The sequence below is a fragment of the Streptomyces sp. NPDC001315 genome (genome assembly GCF_042896175.1).
Taxonomy (GTDB): domain Bacteria; phylum Actinomycetota; class Actinomycetes; order Streptomycetales; family Streptomycetaceae; genus Streptomyces.
The window spans coordinates 229,384-250,245 of the sequence record NZ_JBIAWZ010000002.1 but is presented as its reverse complement, the minus strand read 5'-3'; the positions used below and the strand labels follow the sequence as shown (position 1 = coordinate 250,245).

At 69.6% G+C, this 20,862-nt stretch carries 22 protein-coding genes and 2 tRNA genes; 21 read left to right on the top strand and 3 right to left on the bottom strand.

What is annotated here, in order from left to right; all coding sequences use genetic code 11:
- The first annotated feature begins 226 nt into the window (after positions 1–226).
- The 8 genes from ACFY16_RS08245 (at position 227) to ACFY16_RS08210 (ending at position 4,724) form a co-directional block, all read left to right on the top strand.
- Positions 227–844 (top strand): DUF2637 domain-containing protein, encoded by a 618-nt coding sequence (locus ACFY16_RS08245; protein ID WP_390646299.1) that lies wholly within the window; start codon positions 227–229, stop codon positions 842–844.
- Between the two features lie 18 nt (positions 845–862).
- The gene (locus ACFY16_RS08240) at positions 863–1,069 is read left to right on the top strand and encodes a hypothetical protein (protein ID WP_390646298.1); all 207 of its coding nucleotides are present in this window, start codon (positions 863–865) and stop codon (positions 1,067–1,069) included.
- On the top strand, positions 1,069–1,260 hold the full coding sequence (locus ACFY16_RS08235) for a mobile element transfer protein (protein WP_390646297.1): 192 nt from the start codon (positions 1,069–1,071) through the stop codon (positions 1,258–1,260). The genes ACFY16_RS08240 and ACFY16_RS08235 overlap by 1 nt, the downstream gene beginning before the upstream one ends.
- A gap of 10 nt (positions 1,261–1,270) precedes the next feature.
- Positions 1,271–1,465: a hypothetical protein gene (locus ACFY16_RS08230; RefSeq protein ID WP_390646296.1), complete on the top strand. Its 195-nt coding sequence runs from the start codon at positions 1,271–1,273 to the stop codon at positions 1,463–1,465.
- A gap of 14 nt (positions 1,466–1,479) precedes the next feature.
- Positions 1,480–1,731 (top strand): SpdD protein, encoded by a 252-nt coding sequence (locus ACFY16_RS08225; protein ID WP_390646295.1) that lies wholly within the window; start codon positions 1,480–1,482, stop codon positions 1,729–1,731.
- A gap of 115 nt (positions 1,732–1,846) precedes the next feature.
- Positions 1,847–3,184, top strand: a complete 1,338-nt coding sequence (locus ACFY16_RS08220) for a replication initiator (RefSeq protein WP_390646686.1) — start codon at positions 1,847–1,849, stop codon at positions 3,182–3,184.
- Complete coding sequence (locus ACFY16_RS08215) at positions 3,160–3,354, top strand: helix-turn-helix transcriptional regulator (RefSeq protein ID WP_390646294.1); 195 nt, start codon at positions 3,160–3,162, stop codon at positions 3,352–3,354. Before ACFY16_RS08220 ends, ACFY16_RS08215 begins: the two co-directional genes overlap by 25 nt.
- Positions 3,351–4,724, top strand: a complete 1,374-nt coding sequence (locus ACFY16_RS08210; RefSeq protein WP_390646293.1) for a tyrosine-type recombinase/integrase — start codon at positions 3,351–3,353, stop codon at positions 4,722–4,724. Before ACFY16_RS08215 ends, ACFY16_RS08210 begins: the two co-directional genes overlap by 4 nt.
- Before the next feature lie 65 nt (positions 4,725–4,789).
- On the opposite strand, the gene ACFY16_RS08205 is transcribed toward ACFY16_RS08210, so the two are convergent.
- Complete coding sequence (locus tag ACFY16_RS08205) at positions 4,790–5,434, bottom strand: hypothetical protein (protein ID WP_390646292.1); 645 nt, start codon at positions 5,432–5,434, stop codon at positions 4,790–4,792.
- Positions 5,435–5,794: 360 nt separating this feature from the next.
- Between ACFY16_RS08205 and ACFY16_RS08200 the strand changes: the two genes are divergently transcribed.
- A complete protein-coding gene (locus ACFY16_RS08200; RefSeq protein ID WP_390646291.1) occupies positions 5,795–6,685 on the top strand; it encodes a hypothetical protein in 891 nt (296 codons plus the stop codon).
- A 68-nt stretch (positions 6,686–6,753) separates the two neighbouring features.
- Here ACFY16_RS08200 and ACFY16_RS08195 read toward each other — a convergent pair.
- Positions 6,754–6,837: transfer RNA gene (locus ACFY16_RS08195), tRNA-OTHER, on the bottom strand.
- A gap of 208 nt (positions 6,838–7,045) precedes the next feature.
- On the opposite strand from ACFY16_RS08195, the gene ACFY16_RS08190 reads away from it, so the two are divergent.
- Together ACFY16_RS08190 and ACFY16_RS08185 are read left to right on the top strand one after the other, a co-directional pair.
- The gene (locus ACFY16_RS08190; RefSeq protein WP_390646290.1) at positions 7,046–7,468 is read left to right on the top strand and encodes a hypothetical protein; all 423 of its coding nucleotides are present in this window, start codon (positions 7,046–7,048) and stop codon (positions 7,466–7,468) included.
- Between the two features lie 50 nt (positions 7,469–7,518).
- Positions 7,519–7,935 carry a hypothetical protein gene (locus ACFY16_RS08185; protein ID WP_390646289.1) on the top strand — a complete coding sequence of 139 codons (417 nt, stop codon included), beginning with the start codon at positions 7,519–7,521 and terminating at the stop codon, positions 7,933–7,935.
- Between the two features lie 236 nt (positions 7,936–8,171).
- Here ACFY16_RS08185 and ACFY16_RS08180 read toward each other — a convergent pair.
- Positions 8,172–8,243 (bottom strand) — tRNA-Arg (locus tag ACFY16_RS08180).
- A gap of 66 nt (positions 8,244–8,309) precedes the next feature.
- On the opposite strand from ACFY16_RS08180, the gene ACFY16_RS08175 reads away from it, so the two are divergent.
- The 10 genes from ACFY16_RS08175 (at position 8,310) to prfA (ending at position 20,837) form a co-directional block, all read left to right on the top strand.
- Positions 8,310–8,894: a response regulator gene (locus tag ACFY16_RS08175; protein ID WP_390646288.1), complete on the top strand. Its 585-nt coding sequence runs from the start codon at positions 8,310–8,312 to the stop codon at positions 8,892–8,894.
- A 120-nt stretch (positions 8,895–9,014) separates the two neighbouring features.
- The gene (gene nrtL, locus ACFY16_RS08170) at positions 9,015–10,181 is read left to right on the top strand and encodes an ArgS-related anticodon-binding protein NrtL (RefSeq protein WP_390646287.1); all 1,167 of its coding nucleotides are present in this window, start codon (positions 9,015–9,017) and stop codon (positions 10,179–10,181) included.
- Between the two features lie 55 nt (positions 10,182–10,236).
- Positions 10,237–11,628: a diaminopimelate decarboxylase gene (gene lysA / locus ACFY16_RS08165; RefSeq protein WP_390646286.1), complete on the top strand. Its 1,392-nt coding sequence runs from the start codon at positions 10,237–10,239 to the stop codon at positions 11,626–11,628.
- 165 nt (positions 11,629–11,793) lie between these two features.
- Entirely contained in the window at positions 11,794–13,083 is a 1,290-nt protein-coding gene (locus tag ACFY16_RS08160) for a homoserine dehydrogenase (RefSeq protein ID WP_390646685.1), read from the top strand.
- Positions 13,084–13,089: 6 nt separating this feature from the next.
- Positions 13,090–14,148, top strand: coding sequence for a threonine synthase (gene thrC, locus ACFY16_RS08155; RefSeq protein WP_390646285.1), 1,059 nt, complete (start codon positions 13,090–13,092; stop codon positions 14,146–14,148).
- 320 nt (positions 14,149–14,468) lie between these two features.
- Positions 14,469–15,386 carry a homoserine kinase gene (gene thrB / locus ACFY16_RS08150; protein ID WP_351144733.1) on the top strand — a complete coding sequence of 306 codons (918 nt, stop codon included), beginning with the start codon at positions 14,469–14,471 and terminating at the stop codon, positions 15,384–15,386.
- Between the two features lie 409 nt (positions 15,387–15,795).
- A complete protein-coding gene (gene rho / locus ACFY16_RS08145; protein WP_390646284.1) occupies positions 15,796–17,784 on the top strand; it encodes a transcription termination factor Rho in 1,989 nt (662 codons plus the stop codon).
- A gap of 343 nt (positions 17,785–18,127) precedes the next feature.
- Entirely contained in the window at positions 18,128–19,267 is a 1,140-nt protein-coding gene (locus tag ACFY16_RS08140; RefSeq protein ID WP_390646283.1) for an LCP family protein, read from the top strand.
- Positions 19,268–19,426: 159 nt separating this feature from the next.
- Positions 19,427–19,651, top strand: a complete 225-nt coding sequence (gene rpmE / locus ACFY16_RS08135; protein ID WP_019326867.1) for a 50S ribosomal protein L31 — start codon at positions 19,427–19,429, stop codon at positions 19,649–19,651.
- A gap of 109 nt (positions 19,652–19,760) precedes the next feature.
- The gene (gene prfA / locus ACFY16_RS08130) at positions 19,761–20,837 is read left to right on the top strand and encodes a peptide chain release factor 1 (protein WP_390646282.1); all 1,077 of its coding nucleotides are present in this window, start codon (positions 19,761–19,763) and stop codon (positions 20,835–20,837) included.
- The last annotated feature ends 25 nt before the right edge of the window (positions 20,838–20,862 follow it).

Below are 20,862 nucleotides of genomic sequence, written 5' to 3'. Positions count from 1 at the left end.
GAAAGGAGGAGAGCACCCACCATGTGCCCCGACTGCGAGGACTTCGCCCGAACCGTCATCTTGCTGGGACAACTCGCCCTGTACGCAGGCACGTCGGACGCAGACGGGACCTTCGTCGCGCCGTGGGCGTGTCTCTGGCCGCGTCCCTCCCGGAGCCGCCGCCCGACATTTTCCCGCCCGGCTACGACCCCGAGGACGGCCCGGACTACCCCGGCGAGCCGGACTGATGTCCCGCCCCGCCTTCCGCGCGGACGCGGTCCTGGTCCAGGCCGTCATTGCCGGGGCTCTGTCCTTCGCCCACCTGCACGACCTTGCGGCCGCTGCCGGGCAGAGCGGATGGAAGGCCTGGGCCTATCCGGTCTCGGTCGACCTGCTTCTCGTCGCCGCCTGGCACCGGCTCCGCACCGGCGGATCGAAAGCCGCCGCGTGGTGCTGGTTCCTCGTCGCCCTGACGGCCTCGCTCGGGGCCAACGTCGCGACCGCCGGCCTCCTCGACCTGGGAGACGTACCCGCCTGGCTGCGGATCCTCGTCGCCGGATGGCCCGCGGTCGCCTTCCTCGGCGGAACCCTGCTCGCCCACCGCGGCCCTACGGCGACACCGAACCCGGAACTGGATGCGACGCCAACCCCGCCCGACCTGGAAGAGCCGACCGCCCCGATCCCTGAGCTACCCGCTGCCGCACCCCTCCCTTCCACCGTGCCGCCCGCCCTCGTCGCCCTGGCCCGCAAGGTCGCCCACGAACACCACACCCGGACCGGGACGGCCATCGACACCACGACCCTGCGCGCCCGCCTCGGCGTCCCACTGCCGCTCGCCGAAGCCATCGCCGCCCAACTCGCTTGACCCGGAGGACATCCCACCTTGCGCCCGTCCACGCTCCGCGCGCTGAACCGCGCCGCCGAGCTGACCCGACAGAACCGCCTCACCGAAGCCATGTTGATCGCCGAGCCGGTCATCCTCACCGCCGACAGCTACGAGGGTGACGAGATCGTGCGCTGGCTCGCCGACCACGTCGCCGACTTCACCGGAGAGAACGAGACCGCAGAGACCGAGAAGGGAACCGACTGATGCCCGCCAACCCGCGCTTCCGCCGAGTCGTCCGCATCGGCCCCGTCCAGGTCGCCACGTACTACGACGGCCGCGGCCGCGAGAGGCACACCGCAGCCTGCCTGGCCCCGCGCTGCGGCTTCTCAGCCGACTACGACAGCCGCGCCGCCGCCGAACTCGCCGCCCGCACCCACCGCTGCGTCGCCCGCTGAGGGAGCTCCCGTGACCGTCTCGCTGCCGCTCGTCCTCGTCCTGGGCCTCATCGCCTGGGCCGCGATCAAGTTCCTCGGCGTCCGCGTCTGGCTCGTCGTCGTGATCGCGCTCTTCGGCTTCCTGCTCTCCCGGACCTTCCTCGCCCCGGCCATCGACTCCGGCACACGCTCCGGTGTCGACGTCGTCAACGGCACCCACGACTGAAAAGGAGGCACGCCGTGTTCCGACCCAAGCTGCCCGACGTCCCGACCCTGCCCAGCTCGAACGCCCTCAGCACCCACCACACCCACACCCCGGCACCCTCCGCCGGCCACCACTCCCTCAGCCCCTACGTGGGCTCGGTCGCCGCGGTGGTCGTCGTCGGAGTCGTCCTGACCGCGCTCCTGGCGGCCGTCGCCGTCACGGCCATCTCCGTGGCCATCGCCGCCGTAGTCCTGCGCTCCCTCGTCACCGGCGCCAACAAGCGCTGACCGGCCGCCGGGGCGGCAACAAGCCGCCAAGCATCCCGCCGCCCCGGGGCCGTCCCTCCCACCGCCGAAACAGCCGAAAGGAATCACCATCATCACCCGGCAGACTCCGCCCCCACTGGCGGAACTCTCCACGCTGGCCTCCATAGGCACCCTGCCCGAGCTGGCCCGCCAACTCTCCACCCTGGGCGGCTGCACCCGCCCCGTCCGCCTCGACGGCCACCGCACGGAATACGCGGTCGACACCGCGACCGGCGAGATCGGCCCCGCCCTGCACCACCTCGACTCCACCGCCCTCCCGGCCGGCAACCTCCTGGTGCGCTGCAACAACCGACGCGCGACCCGCTGCCCGGCCTGCGCCGAGACCTACCGCCGAGACACCTTCCACCTGATCACCGCCGGACTCCGCGGCGGTAAAGGCACCTCGGACCAGGTCGCCACACACCCGCGCGTCTTCGCCACCTTCACTGCCCCCGGCTTCGGCCCCGTCCACAACCGCCCCGCGGCCGGTCGCGCCTGCCGCTGCGGCATCCACCACGACGACCAGGACCCGGCCCTGGGAACACCGCGCACGCCCGACTCGTACGACTACGAAGCTGCTGTCCTCTGGAACGCACACGCGGGCGATCTCTGGCGCCGCTTCTCGATCTACCTCCGCCGGGAAGTCGCCAAGCGCGCCGGCCTTACCCAGCGGGCTTTCCGCGAACACGCCCGTGTCTCGTTCGCCAAGGTCGCCGAGTACCAGAAGCGCGGCGCGGTTCACTTCCACGCGGTGATCCGCCTCGACGGACCGGAAGGCGGCGACACCCCGCCCCCGCCGTGGGCGTCCGCCGAGCTGCTGACCGACGCAATCCGCGCCGCATCGACCGCCGCCCGCGTCGACGGGCCGGACGTCGATGGACGCCAGCACTCCTTCGTCTTCGGCCGACAGCTCGACGTCCGCCCGATCCGCTCCGCCGACTTCGACGGCGGTCAGGAGCTCACCGAGCGCGCCGTCGCGTCGTACATCGCGAAGTACGCCACCAAGGGCGCCGAGACCACGACCGGCACCCTCGACCGCCCGCTCAGGTTCCTCGCCGAGCTGGCCCAAGCCAAGCTCAGCGAACACGCCCGCCGACTGATCCGCACCGCCTGGACCCTCGGTGCCCGCAAAGACCTGGAACACCTCCGCTTACGCGCCTGGGCCCACATGCTCGGCTTCCGCGGCCACTTCTCCACCAAGTCCCGCCGCTACTCCACCACCCTCGGCGCCCTCCGCACCGCCCGCGCCGACTGGCGCCGAGCGCAAGCGGCTGCCGTGCTGCCCGAGCGTGAGCCCGAGACGACGTACGTCCTCGCCCACTGGGCGTTCGCCGGAACCGGCCTCTCTGTCGCCGAAGCCTGGCTGTCCGCGTCCCTCGAACCCGCCCCCGGTACGGAAGGAGAACCGACATGGACTCCCGTCGCGACGAGCTGATGACCGTTCGCCAAGTCTTGGATGAGCTGGGTGGGGTCTCTCGCCGGACGTTCTATCGCTGGCGCGAGCTGGGGTACGGGCCGGCTGCATTCAAGCTGCCCAACGGGGAGCTCCGGGTGTGGCGGAGTGACTTCACCACGTGGCTGCGAGAGCTGGAGGCCGCGGCGTGAAGTCTCTCGACGTGAAGGTCTGGGCCGTTCGGAAGCGCGATACGAAGACGCCCTCGTACGGAGTCCGATGGTCCGTGGCGGGCAACGTCTTTTCCGACTCCTTCCGCACGAAGGCACTGGCCGATCACTACCGCGCGAAGCTCATGCGGGCGATGCGCGACGGCGAGGAGTTCGACCAGGCGTCCGGGCTGCCGGAGTCGATGGAAGAGAAGAAGTCGGCTGTGTCCTGGTACGACTTCGCCCTCAGGTACCTCGCCATGAAGTGGCCACATGCCGCCCCCAATACGCGTGACGGCATCAACGAATCGCTCACCAGCGTGACCGTGGAGCTCCTCGACGAGCGGGCTGGACGGCCGTCCGATCAAGCCGTCCGCCAGGCGCTCCGCAACTGGGCCTTCGTCCTGCCGGGGCCTGATGACCGACACGTCCCGGACGACGTGCGGAACGTCCTTCACTGGGTGTCGAAGGCCTCGCGACCGCTGGCCGATCTCGCTGAACCGGCTACGGCCCGTGCGGTGCTGGACTCACTGAAACTCAAGCTCGACGGTACGGCGGCGGCCGCCGAGACCGTGCGGCGTAAGCGGCGGACTCTCGTCAACGCTGCCAACTATGCGGTCGACCTGGGGGAGCTGCGCGAAAACCCGATCACGGCCGTCCGCTGGCAGAAACCGAAGGTCTCCAACCAGGTCGACCCTCGCGTTGTCGCGAACCCCGAACAGGCTCGCAATCTCCTGGCTGCCGTCTCCTACGTGGGCGGCTACCGGCGGGCCCGTGGTCGGCGCCTGGTGGGCCTCTTCGCCGCCATGTACTTCGGCGGTCTCCGGCCGGCTGAAGCAGTCGGCCTCGTCGAGACGGACCTGAACCTCCCCGAACAGGGCTGGGGGTCGGCCCTGCTCCATCGGACGCGTCCGTCGGTCGGCAAGCAGTGGACCGACTCGGGGGAGACCCACGACGATCGCGGTCTGAAGAACCGGCCCGTCGAGGACGTCAGACGGGTGCCGATCCCGCCCCACCTCGTTGCCGCACTCCGCGAGCACCTGGCCACGTTCGGCACGGCGGACGACGGGCGGCTCTTCTTCAGTGAGAAGGGTTCGGTTGTCCCGTCCTCGACCTACTACCGCGTATGGCAGGAGGCCAGGCTTCTGGCGCTCCCGCCGGCCGCCGCGGCTTCGCCCCTCGCGAGTCGGCCCTACGACCTCCGGCACTCGGCGCTGTCGACGTGGCTCAATGCCGGAGTCGATCCCACCGAGGTTGCCGAGCGCGCCGGCAACAGCGTTGAGGTCCTGCTGACCCGGTACGCGAAGTGCCTCGACGGACGGCAGGACGTCGCCAACCGGCGTATCGAGGATCTGCTTCGCGAGTACGAGTGATACCCCCTACAGATTGGGGCCCTGGGATCCGGTGGATTCCAGGGCCCCTGCTTTTACGTTGGCCGTCAAATTGATCCAGTGGCCTGCACCCGCTCTGCGGCGAGTTGGCGCACAAGGTCTTTCCTCGCGGTCTCGAGTTTCTTAAGGATCTGCCATCGGATCTGCTCGAAATGAGGATCGATCTCAACGCCGAGGTCATGTCGCAGTGTGACCCGCAGGAGGTACACGCCATCGGACAGCGGGTCGCTGAACCATTTCTTGGCGCGTTGGTATGACTCATCGAGCCGAGGGCTGTTCGGCAGTTGCTTGACGACTGAGTACCCGACTCCGAGTGACCTGTTGAGAGCTGAGGCCACTTCCAGGACCTCATAGGCCAGTGCCATCTGTGCTTGGGAGTATTGATCGGCCCAGGCTTCCTTCGCCGCATCGAGGAGCGCCGGGTCGATGATTTCACCGCGTTCGGCAGCTTCGACGGTGTCTCGGGCGGCAACCCGGTAAGCGCGAGCTGCGGTGTTCACAGCGGCATAGAGATTGCGCTTGGCCTGCAGTGCTTCCGCAGCGCGCTGCTCCTCCCGCTCACGGTCGGCGCGCTGGTTCTGTTCTGCCGCTTGAGCTCGGCCGGCGCGCTGGCTGAGCACTCCGCCACCCAGAGTTCCGCCTAGCGTTCCTCCGACGCTGATGAGTGCGACGGCAAGCGTGGTCACATCCACGAGGACCCCCACCCGTTCATTCGATCCATCCGCGGGCCGGCGACTGGCAACGGCACTACGGCCCCGTAGCTGTGCCTATGCTCCCCACTCGCGGCACAACCTCCAAGACCGTGGCGACGAGGACGGGAAGCAGCTCTGCTCCACCGGACTCGTCCGTCGGTCGGCAAGCAGTGGACTGACTCGGGGGAGACCCACGACGATCGCGGTCTGAAGAACCGGCCCGTCCGCCGACAGTCCCGCATGACCACCTGACCAGCCAAGCAGACCCCAGCGACCGTGGCGCCCATAGTTCGCATCGAGGTGGCACGAGAGGTGCCGGCTGACTCCAGTCGCGTTACGATGCGCGCCCCGGAGGTGATCATGAGTTTTACCGTTCCGCCAGCTCCGTACGACATCGCGGAAGTATTTCCAGAACTCGTGCCGTATGCGAGGGCAACCACGCTGCTGTATCCGCGCGCCGGTAGCCCCGAACGGGATGAGAGCTCGCTGGGTGGGCCGCTCCTCTGGCCCGCCGATGAGCCCTGGCCGACGTGTACGGCTCCCGACCACTACAACCCTGACCGCGGTTGCGCGGTGGTCGGGCCGGCCCCTGTCTCCCTGGTGCCCGTGCTGCAGCTCATCGCCCACGACGTTCCGGCATTGGTGTTTCCGGTCGGCGCCGACGTGCTCCAAGTGCTCTGGTGCCCGCTGATCCATTCCGACCACGACCAGCACTCGCCGGTTCCGGTGCTGCGTTGGCGATCCGTTGCTGACCTGGCGGATCGGCCACTGCTGGACGAGGCGCCGCGGCCTTACGAGTTCTATGACGAGTACGTCCCACGCCCCTGCGTGGTACACCCCACCGAGACCGTGGAGTACCCCAACTGGGACATGCCCGCGGAATTGGTCGAGCGCGTGGGCGAGTTGAGCGAGGAGATGGAGGAGTCCTGTGGCATTTCCTACTACGACGCCTTCACCATCCCGCAGAGCAAGGTCGGCGGATACCCCGGCTGGACACAGCCGCCGAACTGGCCGCACTGTTCGTGCGGTTCCCGGATGGAACACTTGCTGACCATCTCGGCGAGTGAATCGTGTGGCCGCTGGCTCCCGGTCGAGGAGCGCACCCGTCCCGGCTGCGGCTGGGAAACTTCCGACGACCCGGAACTGCAGCACGGCAGCCACGAAATGATCATGGGGGACTGTGGAGGCATCTATGTCTTCGTCTGCCGCAGCTGCCCCACCTGGCCCACAACCCACCGCTACGACTGCTGAGCCGTGAGTCGACGGGGTCGGGCTGAGCGGCATTCGAGACCGCCCCGGTACATGCGGTGTAGCTGAGGTGGCCATCGCCCGGATTCGAACCGGGGTTTCCGCATCGGGCGAACCCGCGTGCCGTGTCCTAGGCCGCTAGACGACGAATGGCCAGACGGAACCTAGCCACCTGCATGGCGGTACGTCCATTCATTTCGCGGGTCACCTCAGGACCTGAGCTTGCCGTACTGGGAGTCAAAGCAGACCAGCCCCATGCTGGTGGCTTCCACGGCGTGGCCGACGCCGGGGCGGGGTGTCCTGTCAGTGCCGCCTCTTATGCTCCGCTCTTGATCAAGCAGGTCGGATGGAGAGGGGACAAGGATGGGCGGAAACGGCTGGAGCGACACGGGCCCGTATCAGCGTGATCTGGAGGCCGCGTTCCGGCAGGCCCAGGAGGACGAGCTGGCGCGGGACGACCACGGTTTCGAGGGCCGGTCCGTCGACGAGCTGTGGCAGGACCCGGAGTGGCAGGAGTACATATTCACCGGCGGCACGGGCAGCGTGCTCGACTTTCCGCTCATGATCGAGGCCGCGGACACTGACGATGGTCCGTTCATGCGACCGCTGACTGATCGGGAAGTGCGTGCGTGGGCTCCCCAGGGGCGGCCCACCTACGAGGAGTGGGATGCCGCTCTCGACTCCGAGCGGTTGGACTTCCCGGGGCGCGGCCAGGGGAACTGCGTCGTGCTCTACCGCGACGACAGGCCCGCGCAGATCGGCTACTGGGGGGTCACCTGCGACTAGGGCCTGTCCGATGGGGCGCGTGAGCTGGTCAGGACTGTGCCCTAGGGTCTGTGCTCAACGAAGGGGGTCGCTTGTCGCGCGATACGGCCGAAGCAGAGGCAGGGATGAAGGGGATCACCTTCCCTGCCTGGTACGGAAAGCACTACGTGACTCTGGCTGAGATGCTGGTCCGCCTCGGCAGCTTCGGCCTGGACCTGACGTGGCGCGTCGAGTGCGACGAGATCGTGGATCCGCGCTGTTTGGAGATTGAGCGCCGGTCCGCCGGCGTCGGCATGGACACGTTGACGCTGTTGTCGCTGACGACCCCGTTCCTTCAGCTGATCGACGCCGAAGCGCGTGGGTTCGCCGGGGACGAGCTGGTGGTCGTCCTGACCGAAGCAGACAGCTCGTGGTGGGACGTCAGGGCTGTCGACGAGCGCGTGCTCAGCGAGCTTCGTTGCCACTACCCGGATGCGACGGACCTCTGAGTCCGTTCACTTCGTTGCGGCGGTGGTAGATCCCGCTGTCGAGGCCAGTCGGCCGGTCATCTCTGTTGCCGCGACTTTGCGGGGCTCACCTGGCGTGATGCCTCAAGATCCCGTCCACGCCTCGTCCACAGGCCTCGACATGCGCCCGCTCTGAGCCGCATACGCCTGCACAAACACGAAGACCCCGGCCTCAGCGTTTCCGCTGGTGACGGGGTCTTTAGGCACTTCATGCGAAGTGCCCCCGGCAGGATTCGAACCTGCGCACACGGCTCCGGAGGCCGTTGCTCTATCCCCTGAGCTACGGGGGCGTGTTCGTTGCGAGGCGTGTTGCTCGCGGCGACGAGTAGAACACTACCAGCTCCTCCTGAGTGGTCATGAACGGGTTTTGCCGGGTGCCGCCGGTGCGTCGGGAGGTGGCGAGTCGCCCGCGCGGGGTGGAAGTGGGGAAACGCCGGACGCGGTGGCCGGTCCCGACCTACTCTCGAGTTGTGTCAGGCGCTTCGGGCCGGGTGCTTGTTGTGGACGACAACAAGGTCATCCGGCAGCTGATCAGGGTCAATCTCGAGCTGGAGGGTCTCGAGGTCGTGACCGCGGCCGATGGTGCCGAGTGTCTGGATGTCGTTCATCAGGTGCGGCCGGACGTGGTCACCCTCGATGTCGTCATGCCTCGGCTGGACGGGCTCAGGACCGCCGCCCGGCTGCGGGCCGACCCGCGGACTTGCGATCTGCCCCTCGCCATCGTCAGCGCCTGTACGCAGTACGAGGTGGAAGCCGGGCTCGATGTCGGGGTCGACGCCTTCCTCGCCAAGCCGTTCGAGCCCTCCGAACTCGTACGGCTCGTACGGGAGTTGATCGAGCGGGAAGGCAGTGGTGCGGCCGAGCGCAGTGGCCGGGGGCCCCTCCGGAGCGTTCTCAGTGCCGGCGAGGCGGCCGAGCGGGCCGGTCGTGCCGGCGGCTAGGGGCTTGACGGCGAGGCCGTAGACGCTCTTCCCGCTGCTGTCCGTCCCACCCGTCCACATCCCGGACCCTTGCCGAAACCGGCTCGCCTACCCACCCCCCTCCTCCCCTACGCTTGTCCCGTGACCCCCGTCGAGCTCTCCCGCACCGTGCTGCGCGCGGTGCGTAGCGCTGTCGACCAGGGCGAGCTGAGTGTGACCGTGCCGGAACGCGCCGTGGTGACCACCCCTGGTCCCGGTGGGTGCGGGGACTACGCCACCAATATCGCCCTCCAGCTGGCCCGACCCGCGGGGCAGTCACCCCGCCGCGTCGCCGAGGTGCTCCGGCCCCACCTCGCCCGTTCCACCGGTGTCACCGGCGTCGACATCACCGGGCCCGGTTTCCTCAACATCAGCCTCGACCAGGGCGCGGTTTCCGTCGCGCTCGTGCGGCGGATCCTCCGCGAAGGGCTGCGTTACGGGCATTCCGAGGCCCTCGCCGGGCAGGTCGTCACCCTTCGCATTCCCTACGACATCCGTGCCGAGGTCGTCGCCGACGCTCTCGTGCGGATCATCGGCTCCCAGAGCGGGCGGGTCGAGGTCGAGCACGGTGAACCCGTCAATCTGCGGCCTGTCCCCGCCCCCGAGGACCCCGCCCCGCTCGGCCTCGACGCCGCCCGGTGGGCGCTGCTCCACCCCGCCCCGCACGGCCGGCCCCGCATCACCGCCGACCACCTGGTCCAGCGTGAGAGCAACCCCCTCTTCCGCGTCCGCTACGCGCACGCCCGCACCCGGGCCGCCGTGCGCAACGCCGCCGACCTCGGCTTCACCTCCGAGCCTGGTCCGGTCGGTGACGCGGACGCGCTCCTCGCCGCCCTCGCCGATCACCCCCGCGTCCTCGGGGCGGCCGCCATTCCCCCACGAGGCAGCGCCCTCAGCGAGGCGGCAACGGCCCCGGCCCCTGCCCTGGCCCTGGTCCCGGCCCCACAAGGAAGCACCCTGATCGACGTGGCCCCCGCCCCTCGGGCCAACACCGCTGATGTGGCCCCCGCCCCCCGGGCCAACACCCCCCACGCCACATCCCCCACACACACCACGCACGCCACACGCCCCGACGCCCCCTCCCGCCTGACCCGTCACCTCCTCACCGTCGCCGACGCCACTCTCCCGTTCCTCCTCACCGTCCTCCCGCGCGGTGACGAGAAACCCTCGGCCGCCCACCGCGCCCGGCTCGCCCTCGCCGAAGCCGCCGGGACGGTGCTGGCCGGTGGCCTGTCCCTGCTCGGCATCGACGCACCCGACCACCTCTGAGAGCGCCAGAGAGCGCCTGAGACAGTCAGAGAGAGACAGAGAGAGTCCTCCAGCCATGAGCCGTTCCGCACACCCCGCCGGGCCCCGCCACGCCGACGTCCTCCCCGACGGGCACTACGCCGCCCCGCCCGCCGACCTCAACGCCCTCGACCCGAAGGTGTGGGCTCAGACCGTGACCCGGGACTCCCACGGTGTCGCGACCGTCGGCGGTATCGACGTGAAGCAGCTCGCCGAGGAGTTCGGCACCCCCGCCTACATCCTCGACGAGGCCGACTTCCGCGCCCGGGCGCGCGCCTGGCGGAGCGCGTTCGGCCATGACGCCGACGTCTTCTACGCCGGCAAGGCCTTCCTCTCCCGCGCCGTCGTGCGGTGGCTGCACGAGGAAGGGCTCAACCTCGACGTCTGCTCCGGCGGCGAGCTCGCCACCGCGCTCTCCGCCGGCATGCCCGCCGAGCGCATCGCCTTCCACGGCAACAACAAGTCCACCGAGGAGATCCACCGGGCCATCACGGCCGGCGTCGGACGCATCGTCCTCGACTCCTTCCAGGAGATCGTCCGCGTCGCCCACATCGCCCAGTCCCTCGGGAAGCGGCAGCGGGTGCAGATCCGTATCACCGTCGGCGTCGAGGCGCACACGCACGAGTTCATCGCCACCGCGCACGAGGACCAGAAGTTCGGCATCCCGCTCGCCGGTGGGCAGGCCGCCGAGGCCGTTCGGCGTGCCCTCCAGCTCGACGGGCTCGAGCTGATCGGGATCCACTCCCACATCGGCTCCCAGATCTTCGACATGTCGGGCTTCGAGGTCGCCGCCCACCGGGTCGTGTCGCTCCTCAAGGACATTCGCGACGAGCACGGTGTCGAGTTGCCCGAGATCGACCTCGGCGGTGGTCTCGGCATCGCCTACACCAGCGACGACGACCCGCGCGAGCCCCACGAGATCGCCAAGGCGCTGACGGAGATCGTCACCCGTGAGTGCGACGGCGCCAGGCTCCGTACGCCCCGTATCTCCGTCGAGCCGGGACGCGCCATCGTCGGGCCCACCGCCTTCACGCTCTACGAGGTCGGCACCATCAAGCCCCTCGACGGGCTGCGTACGTACGTCTCCGTCGACGGCGGCATGTCCGACAACATCCGTACCGCGTTGTACGACGCCGAGTACAGCGTCGCCCTCGTCTCCCGGGCGAGCGACGCCGAGCCGATGCTCGCCCGTGTCGTCGGCAAGCACTGCGAGAGTGGGGACATCGTGGTCAAGGACGCGTTCCTGCCGGCCGACCTGGCGCCCGGTGACCTCATCGCCGTACCGGCCACCGGTGCCTACTGCCGCTCCATGGCCAGCAACTACAACCACGTGACCCGCCCGCCCGTCGTCGCCGTCAAGGACGGCGAGGCCCGGCTCATCGTCCGCCGCGAGACGGAGGAGGACCTCCTGCGTCTCGACGTCGGGTGAGGCCCGTCCCCGAGGCTCCCGAAAAGGCGGGGGCGGAAGATCTCCTGTCTTCCACCCCCGTCAAAATGAAATAGATGTCTCACGATCCGGACCAAGGGCAGAAACTCCCGTCCGGTGAGTGAGACTGGTCCAACCGTAGACGGTATGAGGAAACGAGGTCGGATGATGCGTACGCGTCCGCTGAAGGTGGCGCTGCTGGGCTGTGGAGTGGTCGGCTCAGAGGTGGCGCGCATCATGACGACGCACGCCGACGACCTCGCCGCCCGGATCGGGGCGCCCGTGGAGCTGGCGGGGGTGGCCGTACGGCGGCCGTCCAAGGTCCGTGAGGGGATCGACCCCGCCCTCGTCACCACCGACGCCACCGCCCTGGTCAAACGGGGCGACATCGACGTCGTGGTCGAGGTCATCGGGGGCATCGAGCCCGCCCGGAGCCTCATCACCACCGCCTTCGAGCACGGTGCGTCCGTCGTCTCCGCCAACAAGGCCCTCCTCGCCCAGGACGGCGCCGCCCTGCACGCGGAGGCGGAGAAGAACGGCAGGGACCTCTACTACGAGGCCGCCGTCGCCGGCGCCATCCCGCTGATCCGGCCGCTGCGCGAGTCCCTCGCCGGCGACAAGGTCAACCGGGTGCTCGGGATCGTCAACGGGACGACCAACTTCATCCTCGACAAGATGGACTCGACCGGGGCCGGCTATCAGGAGGCCCTCGACGAGGCCACCGCCCTCGGGTATGCGGAGGCCGACCCCACCGCCGACGTGGAGGCCTTCGACGCCGCCGCCAAGGCCGCCATCCTCGCCGGAATCGCCTTCCACACGCGCGTGCGTCTCGACGACGTCTACCGCGAGGGCATGACCGAGGTCACCGCCGCCGACTTCGCCGCCGCGAAGCAGATCGGCTGCACCATCAAGCTGCTCGCCATCTGCGAGCGGGCGGCGGACGGCGGGTCCGTCACCGCGCGCGTGCATCCGGCGATGATCCCGCTGAGCCACCCGCTGGCCTCCGTGCGCGGCGCCTACAACGCCGTGTTCGTCGAGTCCGACGCCGCCGGGCAGCTCATGTTCTACGGCCCCGGCGCGGGCGGTGCCCCCACCGCCTCCGCCGTGCTCGGCGACCTCGTCGCCGTCTGCCGCAACCGGCTCAACGGCGCCACCGGGCCCGGCGAGTCGGCGTATGCCGCGCTGCCCGTCTCGCCCATGGGCGACGTCGTCACGCGCTACCACATCAGCCTCGATGTGGCCGACAAACCGGGTGTTCTCGCCCAGGTGGCGACCGTGTTCGCCGAGCACGGCGTGTCGATCGATACCGTTCGGCAGCAGGGAAAGGACGGCGAGGCCTCTCTCGTCGTCGTCACCCACCGCGCGTCCGACGCGTCCCTCAGCGGGACCGTCGAGGCGCTGCGCAAGCTCGACACCGTGCGGGGTGTCGCCAGCATCATGCGGGTTGAAGGAGAGTAACCAGCAATGACCCACCAGTGGCGCGGAATCATCGAGGAGTACCGGGACCGTCTGCCGGTATCCGACACCACGCCGGTCGTGACGCTCCGCGAGGGCGGCACGCCCCTCGTGCCCGCGCAGGTGCTCTCCGAGCGCACGGGCTGCGAGGTCCACCTCAAGGTGGAGGGCGCGAACCCCACCGGGTCCTTCAAGGACCGCGGCATGACCATGGCCATCAGCAAGGCCAAGGAGGAGGGGGCGAAGGCGGTGATCTGCGCCTCCACCGGCAACACGTCCGCCTCCGCCGCCGCGTACGCCGTGCGGGCCGGAATGGTTTCGGCCGTTCTCGTTCCGCAGGGCAAGATCGCGCTCGGCAAGATGGGCCAGGCCCTCATCCACGGCGCGAAGATCCTCCAGGTCGACGGCAACTTCGACGACTGCCTGACCCTTGCCCGGGCCCTGAGCGACAACTACCCCGTGGCGCTGGTCAATTCGGTCAACCCGGTGCGTATCGAGGGGCAGAAGACCGCCGCCTTCGAGATCGTGGACATGCTCGGGGACGCCCCCGACATCCACGTCCTGCCGGTGGGCAACGCGGGCAACATCACCGCGTACTGGAAGGGGTACACGGAGTACGCCGCCGACGGGATCGCCGCGCGGACTCCCCGTATGTGGGGCTTCCAGGCGTCCGGCTCCGCCCCGATCGTGCGCGGCGAGGTGGTCAAGGACCCGTCGACCATCGCGACCGCGATCCGGATCGGCAACCCCGCGTCCTGGCAGTACGCCCTGGCGGCGCGGGACGAGTCCGGCGGCCTCATCGACGAGGTGACGGACCGTGAAATCCTGCGCGCCTACCGGCTGTTGGCCGCCCAGGAGGGTGTCTTCGTGGAGCCCGCGTCCGCCGCGTCCGTGGCCGGTCTGCTGAAGGCGGCCGAGCAGGGCAAGGTCGACCCGGGGCAGACCATCGTGTGCACGGTCACCGGCAACGGCCTCAAGGACCCCGACTGGGCCGTCGCGGGTGCCCCGCAGCCGGTCACCGTCCCGGTCGACGCGGCGACGGCGGCCGAGCGCCTCGGACTCGCCTGACAGGCTCCACCGACAGGGGTGACCGGCAGGGGTGACCGGCAATGGCCGGCCGACAAGGCCGGCCGACTAGGGCAACCCCCATCGGGGGTGCACAGGGGGCTTGAGGCACGCATCGTGCGCCTCCTGTGCGCCCTATGTCGCCACAGAACCTTCCTTCGATAGGCTGTACTGAACCCGCCCGCCGCATATGCCTCCGCATATGGCCGGTGTCGCGCCGTTCCCACGGCCCGAGGGTCCCCACGTAGGTATCGAATGTTCGTGTCGAGTGCGTTCCATCGAATGGATTCGACAATCTCGCAGCTCAAGGAGTTCATCGAGCGATGGCCGGTCCAGCGTTCCGCGCCGCCGCCGTCCGGGTGCGCGTCCCCGCCACCAGCGCCAACCTCGGCCCGGGCTTCGACGCCCTCGGCCTCGCGCTGGGGCTGTACGACGACGTGGTCGTCCGGGTGGCCGACTCCGGGCTGCACGTCGACATCGCGGGTGAGGGCAGCGAGACCCTCCCGCGCGACGAGAGCCACCTTCTCGTACGTTCCCTGCGTACCGCGTTCGACCTGCTGGGCGGACAGCCCCGCGGCCTCGAGATCGTCTGCGCCAACCGCATTCCCCATGGTCGCGGCCTCGGCTCCTCCTCGGCGGCCATCTGCGCCGGCATCGTGGCCGCCCGGGCGGTGACCATAGGCGGCGAGGCGAAGCTCGACGACGCCGCGCTGCTCGCGCTCGCCACCGAGATCGAGGGCCACCCCGACAACGTCGCGGCCTGTCTGCTGGGCGGGTTCACGCTCTCCTGGATGGAGACGGGATCCGCACGGGCGATCAGGATGGAGCCCGCCGATTCCATCGTTCCGGTGGTTTTCGTGCCCGGAAAGCCGGTGCTGACGGCGACCGCGCGCGGTCTGCTCCCGCGCACCGTGCCGCACGTCGACGCCGCCACCAACGCGGGCCGCGCCGCACTGCTCGTCGAGGCGCTCACCCGGCGCCCCGAGCTGCTGCTGCCCGCCACCGAGGACCGCCTCCACCAGGAGTACCGCGCGCCCGCCATGCCGGAGAGCGCGGCGCTGGTGGAGCGACTGCGTGCCGACGGCATTCCGGCCGTCATCTCGGGCGCCGGGCCCACCGTCATGGCGCTGGCCGACGCGGGCACCGCCGACAAGGTCGAGCAGCTGGCCGGCACCGACTGGGCAGCGAACCGGCTGAGCCTCGATCTGCAGGGAGCGAGCGTGCTGCCGCTCGCGACCTGAGACACGGTTGCCGGATTTCGAGAGGGGGAATGTTTGTTGGATCCGGTAGTGTTAACCTCAAGTCTGCACCCGACCCCACCATGGCGAGGTGCTTCGTGTCCCCGTCCGGGACCAACATTCTTCCGGGAGCTCCCCAAGCCGCACTGTGTTCCGTACGTCGTACCTGGGCAGTACGCCGTACGCGGGTGCTGAGCGGTCCGCAGGGCACGCTCCGGAATCGGTGCGACCACGCCGCGTGACACAGACAGTCGGTGCCACGGCTCATGGAAGTGCCATCACCAGAAATTCTCTTCCGCCGCTTTGGCGGACCACCGCCCCGGCACGGTCCACACAGACGGGACCACTGCCGGACAGCACAACCGGTCGCCGAGCCAGACAGGCCGACGTCCGCTCCAGGGAAGGACCCTTCGTGAGCGACACCACCGATCTGATGGGCGCACGTGTCGAGGAGACCGCTGCCGCGCCCGCCACGGACGCCTCCGCGCCTGCCACCGGTGCCGGCTCCCGGCGGCGCCGCGGTACCGGCCTCGACGGCATGGTGCTGGCCGAGCTGCAGCAGGTCGCATCCGGCCTCGGCATCAGGGGCACCGCGCGCATGCGCAAGAGCCAGCTGATCGAGGTCATCAAGGAGGCGCAGGCGGGAGGGGGTGCCCCGGCGAAGAGCGCCGAGACGGCCACCGAGACCAAGCCGAAGCGCCGGGCCACTTCGAAGGCGCGCACGGGCGACGACGCCCCCGCCGAGAAGAAGGCCGAGGCGCCCGCCAAGGCCGAGAAGGCCGTTGCCCAGCAGCAGATCGAGATCCCCGGCCAGCCCGCGGCCGACGACGCCCCCGCGGACCGCCGCCGTCGGCGTGCCACCGCTGACGCGGGCAGCCCGGCGGCGGGCAGCACCGAGACGGTCGCCGCCGAGGCCAAGAGCGAGCCGAAGGCCGAGACTCCCGCACAGCCGCAGGGCGACGCCGGTGACGGCGCCGAGGGCCGCCGCCGCGACCGCCGTGAGCGCGGCCGGGACCGCGACCGCGACCGCCGCGGCAAGGGCGACGACCAGCAGGGCGGCGGCCAGCCGCAGCGCCAGCAGGGCCAGCAGCAGGGCGGCGGCGGCCGGCAGGACCGCCAGGACCGTCAGCGTGACAACGGCCCGCAGGACGACGACGACTTCGAGGGCGGTCGCCGTGGCCGTCGCGGCCGTTACCGCGACCGCCGTGGCCGCCGTGGACGCGACGAGATCGGCGCCGCCGAGCCGCAGCTCGCCGACGACGACGTCCTGATCCCCGTCGCGGGCATCCTGGACATCCTCGACAACTACGCCTTCATCCGTACGTCGGGCTACCTGCCCGGTCCGAACGACGTGTACGTCTCCCTCGCCCAGGTCCGCAAGAACGGCCTGCGCAAGGGCGACCACGTCACCGGTGCGGTCCGTCAGCCGAAGGAGGGTGAGCGCCGCGAGAAGTTCAACGCGCTGGTCCGCCTCGACTCCGTCAACGGCATGGCGCCCGAATCCGGGCGCGGACGGCCGGAGTTCAACAAGCTGACGCCGTTGTACCCGCAGGACCGGCTCCGTCTGGAGACCGACCCGGGCATCCTCACCACCCGCATCATCGACCTCGTCGCGCCGATCGGTAAGGGCCAGCGCGGTCTGATCGTGGCCCCGCCGAAGACCGGCAAGACCATGATCATGCAGGCGATCGCCAACGCGATCACGCACAACAACCCCGAGTGCCACCTGATGGTCGTCCTGGTCGACGAGCGTCCGGAAGAGGTCACCGACATGCAGCGGTCGGTCAAGGGCGAGGTCATCTCCTCGACCTTCGACCGCCCGGCCGAGGACCACACCACGGTCGCCGAGCTCGCCATCGAGCGCGCCAAGCGCCTGGTGGAACTGGGCCACGACGTCGTCGTCCTGCTCGACTCGATCACGCGTCTGGGCCGTGCGTACAACCTCGCCGCCCCGGCCTCCGGCCGCATCCTGTCCGGTGGTGTCGACTCGACCGCGCTGTACCCGCCGAAGCGCTTCTTCGGTGCCGCACGCAACATCGAGGACGGCGGCTCGCTGACCATCCTGGCCACCGCGCTCGTCGACACCGGCTCGCGCATGGACGAGGTCATCTTCGAGGAGTTCAAGGGCACCGGCAACGCCGAGCTCAAGCTCGACCGGAAGCTCGCCGACAAGCGCATCTTCCCGGCGGTGGACGTCGACGCGTCCGGCACCCGTAAGGAAGAGATCCTGCTCGGCAGCGACGAGTTGGCCATCGTGTGGAAGCTGCGCCGGGTGCTGCACGCGCTCGACCAGCAGCAGGCGATCGAGCTGCTCCTCGACAAGATGCGGCAGACGAAGTCGAACGCCGAGTTCCTGCTGCAGATCCAGAAGACGACCCCGATGCCCGGTAACGGCGACTGAGGTCGGCACCGACAGCCACAGAAGGGCCGCTCCCGTCTCGGGGGCGGCCCTTCGTGCTGCCCGCGGAAGCGGGCCGTACGGCGCGACCTGTGCCACCACGGAGAGATCTTCGCCACAGGGAACGCGGCCGGGGCCGACTTCCGGCCGAGTCGGTATCGCGGCGGAAATCGCAGGTGAGCGGCGTACGCCCCGGTTTGGCGACTACGCACGGTACGCGGAACCGTACGCGGTGGGCACAGAGCGTTGTGCAACCCTTTCCCGAGTTTCCCCGTCTGACCCGACGGAGTGACGATGGAGCAATGGGGGTTTCCCCTGGTCGAGCGACGCCAGAGCTGAGGAGCACATGTCTGCCGAGAGCACGCCGGAGCCCGTCATACCGGGCGGCCCCGGTACCAGCGGCCCCCGCCACCGGGCCAAGGGCCGCCGCCGCAAGAGCCGCGGCAAGCGCGGCAGAGGCCTGATGATCATGGCCTGGACCGCGGCGGGCATCGTCGTCCTGGGCGGCACCGGCGCCGGCTACCTGTACTTCAAGCTCAACGACAACCTCAAGTCCGTCGACATCAACCAGGCCCTCGGCACCGACCGGCCGATCAAGACCGACAACGGCTCGGAGAACATCCTGGTCCTCGGCTCGGACAGCCGCTCCGGCTCCAACGAGAAGCTCGGCGGCGGCACCGACGACGGCAGCGCCCGCTCCGACACGGCGATGATCGTGCACGTCTACAAGGGCCACAAGAAGGCCAGCGTGGTCTCCATACCGCGTGACACCCTCATCGACCGCCCCGCGTGCACCGACACCAGCGGCACCACGCACGCGGCCGCGACCGACGTGATGTTCAACTCCGCCTACTCCACCGGCGGAGCGGCCTGCGCGGTGAAGACGGTCGAGTCCATCAGCGGCGTCCGCATGGACCACTACCTCGAGGTCGACTTCAGCGGCTTCCAGAAACTCATCGACGAGCTCGGCGGTGTCACGGTCACCACGACCAAGGACATCAACGACCCCGACAGCCATCTGAACCTCAAGGCGGGCACGCACAAGCTCACCGGCGAGCAGGCGCTCGGCCTGGTCCGCACCCGGCACGGCGTCGGCGACGGCTCCGACCTCGGCCGTATCCAGCTCCAGCAGGCGTTCATCAAGGCCCTGGTCAACCAGGTCAAGGACATCGGCCTCTTCAGCAGCCCCAAGAAGCTGATCGCCCTCGCCGACACCGCCACCAAGGCCGTCACCGCCGACTCCGACCTGGGCTCGGTGAACTCCCTGCTCGACTTCGCGAACGGCCTGAAGGGCATCAGCTCGTCCCACATGAGCATGGTCACCATGCCGGTGCGGTACGACCCCGCGAACCCCAACCGCGTCATCGTCGCCGAGGCCGAGTCGAAACTGGTCTGGAACGCCCTGAAGAACGACCGGGCGATACCGGAGGCCGCCACTCAGGGCACCGCGAGCGGCATGGCCAAGGGCGTCGTGACCTCTTCCTGAGCCGCTCGGTGAGGCCCTCGGAGAAGCTCGGGAATACATCGGCTCGCCCCCCGGTTTTGGGGGATGCGGCCAGTCCTGGCAGACTGGTACGTCGGCCCCGGTTCACGCTCCCGCATCCCGCGGCTGCGACCCGGAGCCCTCCCGAAACTAGGAGACACCTTGAAGCGCGACATCCACCCCGAGTACGTCGAGACGCAGGTCAGCTGCACCTGTGGCGCGTCGTTCACCACCCGTAGCACCATCGAGTCCGGCACCATCCGGGCCGAGGTCTGCTCCGAGTGCCACCCGTTCTACACGGGCAAGCAGAAGATCCTCGACACCGGTGGCCGTGTGGCCCGCTTCGAGGCCCGCTTCGGCAAGGCTGCTGCCGGCTCCAAGAAGTAGCGAGCCCCATTTCGCCGGTCCACGGCCGCACCCCTTCACCGGGGGCGCCCGGGACCGGCGTTTTTGGTCGCCCGCCTTCCCCCTCATTACGCAGTATCAGGAGCCCAAGATGTTCGAGGCCGTCGAGGAACTCGTCGGTGAGCACGCCGACCTGGAGAAGAAGCTCGCCGACCCGTCGGTCCACTCCGACCAGGCCAACGCGCGCAAGCTGAACAAGCGCTACGCCGAGCTCACCCCGATCGTCGCCACGTACCGCTCCTGGAAGCAGACCGGCGACGACATCGAGACCGCGCGCGAACTCGGCGCCGACGACCCGGAGTTCGCCGCCGAGGTCAAGGAGCTGGAGAAGCAGCGCGAGGAGCTGACGGAGAAGCTGCGGCTCCTCCTCGTTCCGCGCGACCCCAGCGACGACAAGGACGTCATCCTCGAGATCAAGGCGGGCGCGGGCGGCGACGAGTCCGCGCTGTTCGCCGGTGACCTGCTGCGCATGTACCTGCGCTACGCCGAGCGCATCGGCTGGAAGACCGAGATCATCGACGCCACCGAGTCCGAGCTCGGCGGCTACAAGGACGTCCAGGTCGCCGTGAAGACCAAGGGCGGCCAGGGCGCCACCGAGCCCGGCCAGGGCGTCTGGGCCCGCCTGAAGTACGAGGGCGGCGTGCACCGCGTGCAGCGTGTGCCGGCGACCGAGTCCCAGGGCCGTATCCACACGTCGGCGGCCGGTGTGCTGGTCACCCCGGAGGCCGAGGAGGTCGACGTGGAGATCAACCCGAACGACCTGCGCATCGACGTGTACCGCTCGTCCGGCCCCGGCGGCCAGTCCGTCAACACCACCGACTCCGCGGTGCGCATCACGCACCTGCCCACCGGAGTCGTCGCCTCCTGCCAGAACGAGAAGAGCCAGCTGCAGAACAAGGAGCAGGCGATGCGTATCCTGCGCTCCAGGCTGCTCGCAGCGGCGCAGGAGGAGGCGGAGCGGGAGGCCGCCGACGCCCGCCGCAGCCAGGTCCGCACCGTCGACCGCTCCGAGAAGATCCGCACGTACAACTTCCCGGAGAACCGGCTCTCGGACCACCGCGTCGGCTTCAAGGCGTACAACCTGGACCAGGTCCTGGACGGCGACCTCGACGCGGTGATCCAGGCCTGCCTCGACGCGGACTCGGCGGCCAAGCTCGCAGCCGCGTAAGGACGGACGTACGCACATACGAGGA

Coding starts and splice junctions, on each gene's coding strand:
- ACFY16_RS08175 (WP_390646288.1), top strand. CDS start 8,310: ATGAACGGGTTTTGCCGGGTGCCGCCGGTGCGTCGGGAGGTGGCGAGT.
- ACFY16_RS08245 (WP_390646299.1), top strand. CDS start 227: ATGTCCCGCCCCGCCTTCCGCGCGGACGCGGTCCTGGTCCAGGCCGTC.
- prfA (WP_390646282.1), top strand. CDS start 19,761: ATGTTCGAGGCCGTCGAGGAACTCGTCGGTGAGCACGCCGACCTGGAG.
- lysA (WP_390646286.1), top strand. CDS start 10,237: ATGAGCCGTTCCGCACACCCCGCCGGGCCCCGCCACGCCGACGTCCTC.
- thrB (WP_351144733.1), top strand. CDS start 14,469: ATGGCCGGTCCAGCGTTCCGCGCCGCCGCCGTCCGGGTGCGCGTCCCC.
- ACFY16_RS08190 (WP_390646290.1), top strand. CDS start 7,046: ATGGGCGGAAACGGCTGGAGCGACACGGGCCCGTATCAGCGTGATCTG.
- ACFY16_RS08200 (WP_390646291.1), top strand. CDS start 5,795: ATGAGTTTTACCGTTCCGCCAGCTCCGTACGACATCGCGGAAGTATTT.
- ACFY16_RS08215 (WP_390646294.1), top strand. CDS start 3,160: ATGGACTCCCGTCGCGACGAGCTGATGACCGTTCGCCAAGTCTTGGAT.
- thrC (WP_390646285.1), top strand. CDS start 13,090: ATGACCCACCAGTGGCGCGGAATCATCGAGGAGTACCGGGACCGTCTG.
- ACFY16_RS08235 (WP_390646297.1), top strand. CDS start 1,069: ATGCCCGCCAACCCGCGCTTCCGCCGAGTCGTCCGCATCGGCCCCGTC.
- ACFY16_RS08140 (WP_390646283.1), top strand. CDS start 18,128: ATGTCTGCCGAGAGCACGCCGGAGCCCGTCATACCGGGCGGCCCCGGT.
- ACFY16_RS08160 (WP_390646685.1), top strand. CDS start 11,794: ATGCGTACGCGTCCGCTGAAGGTGGCGCTGCTGGGCTGTGGAGTGGTC.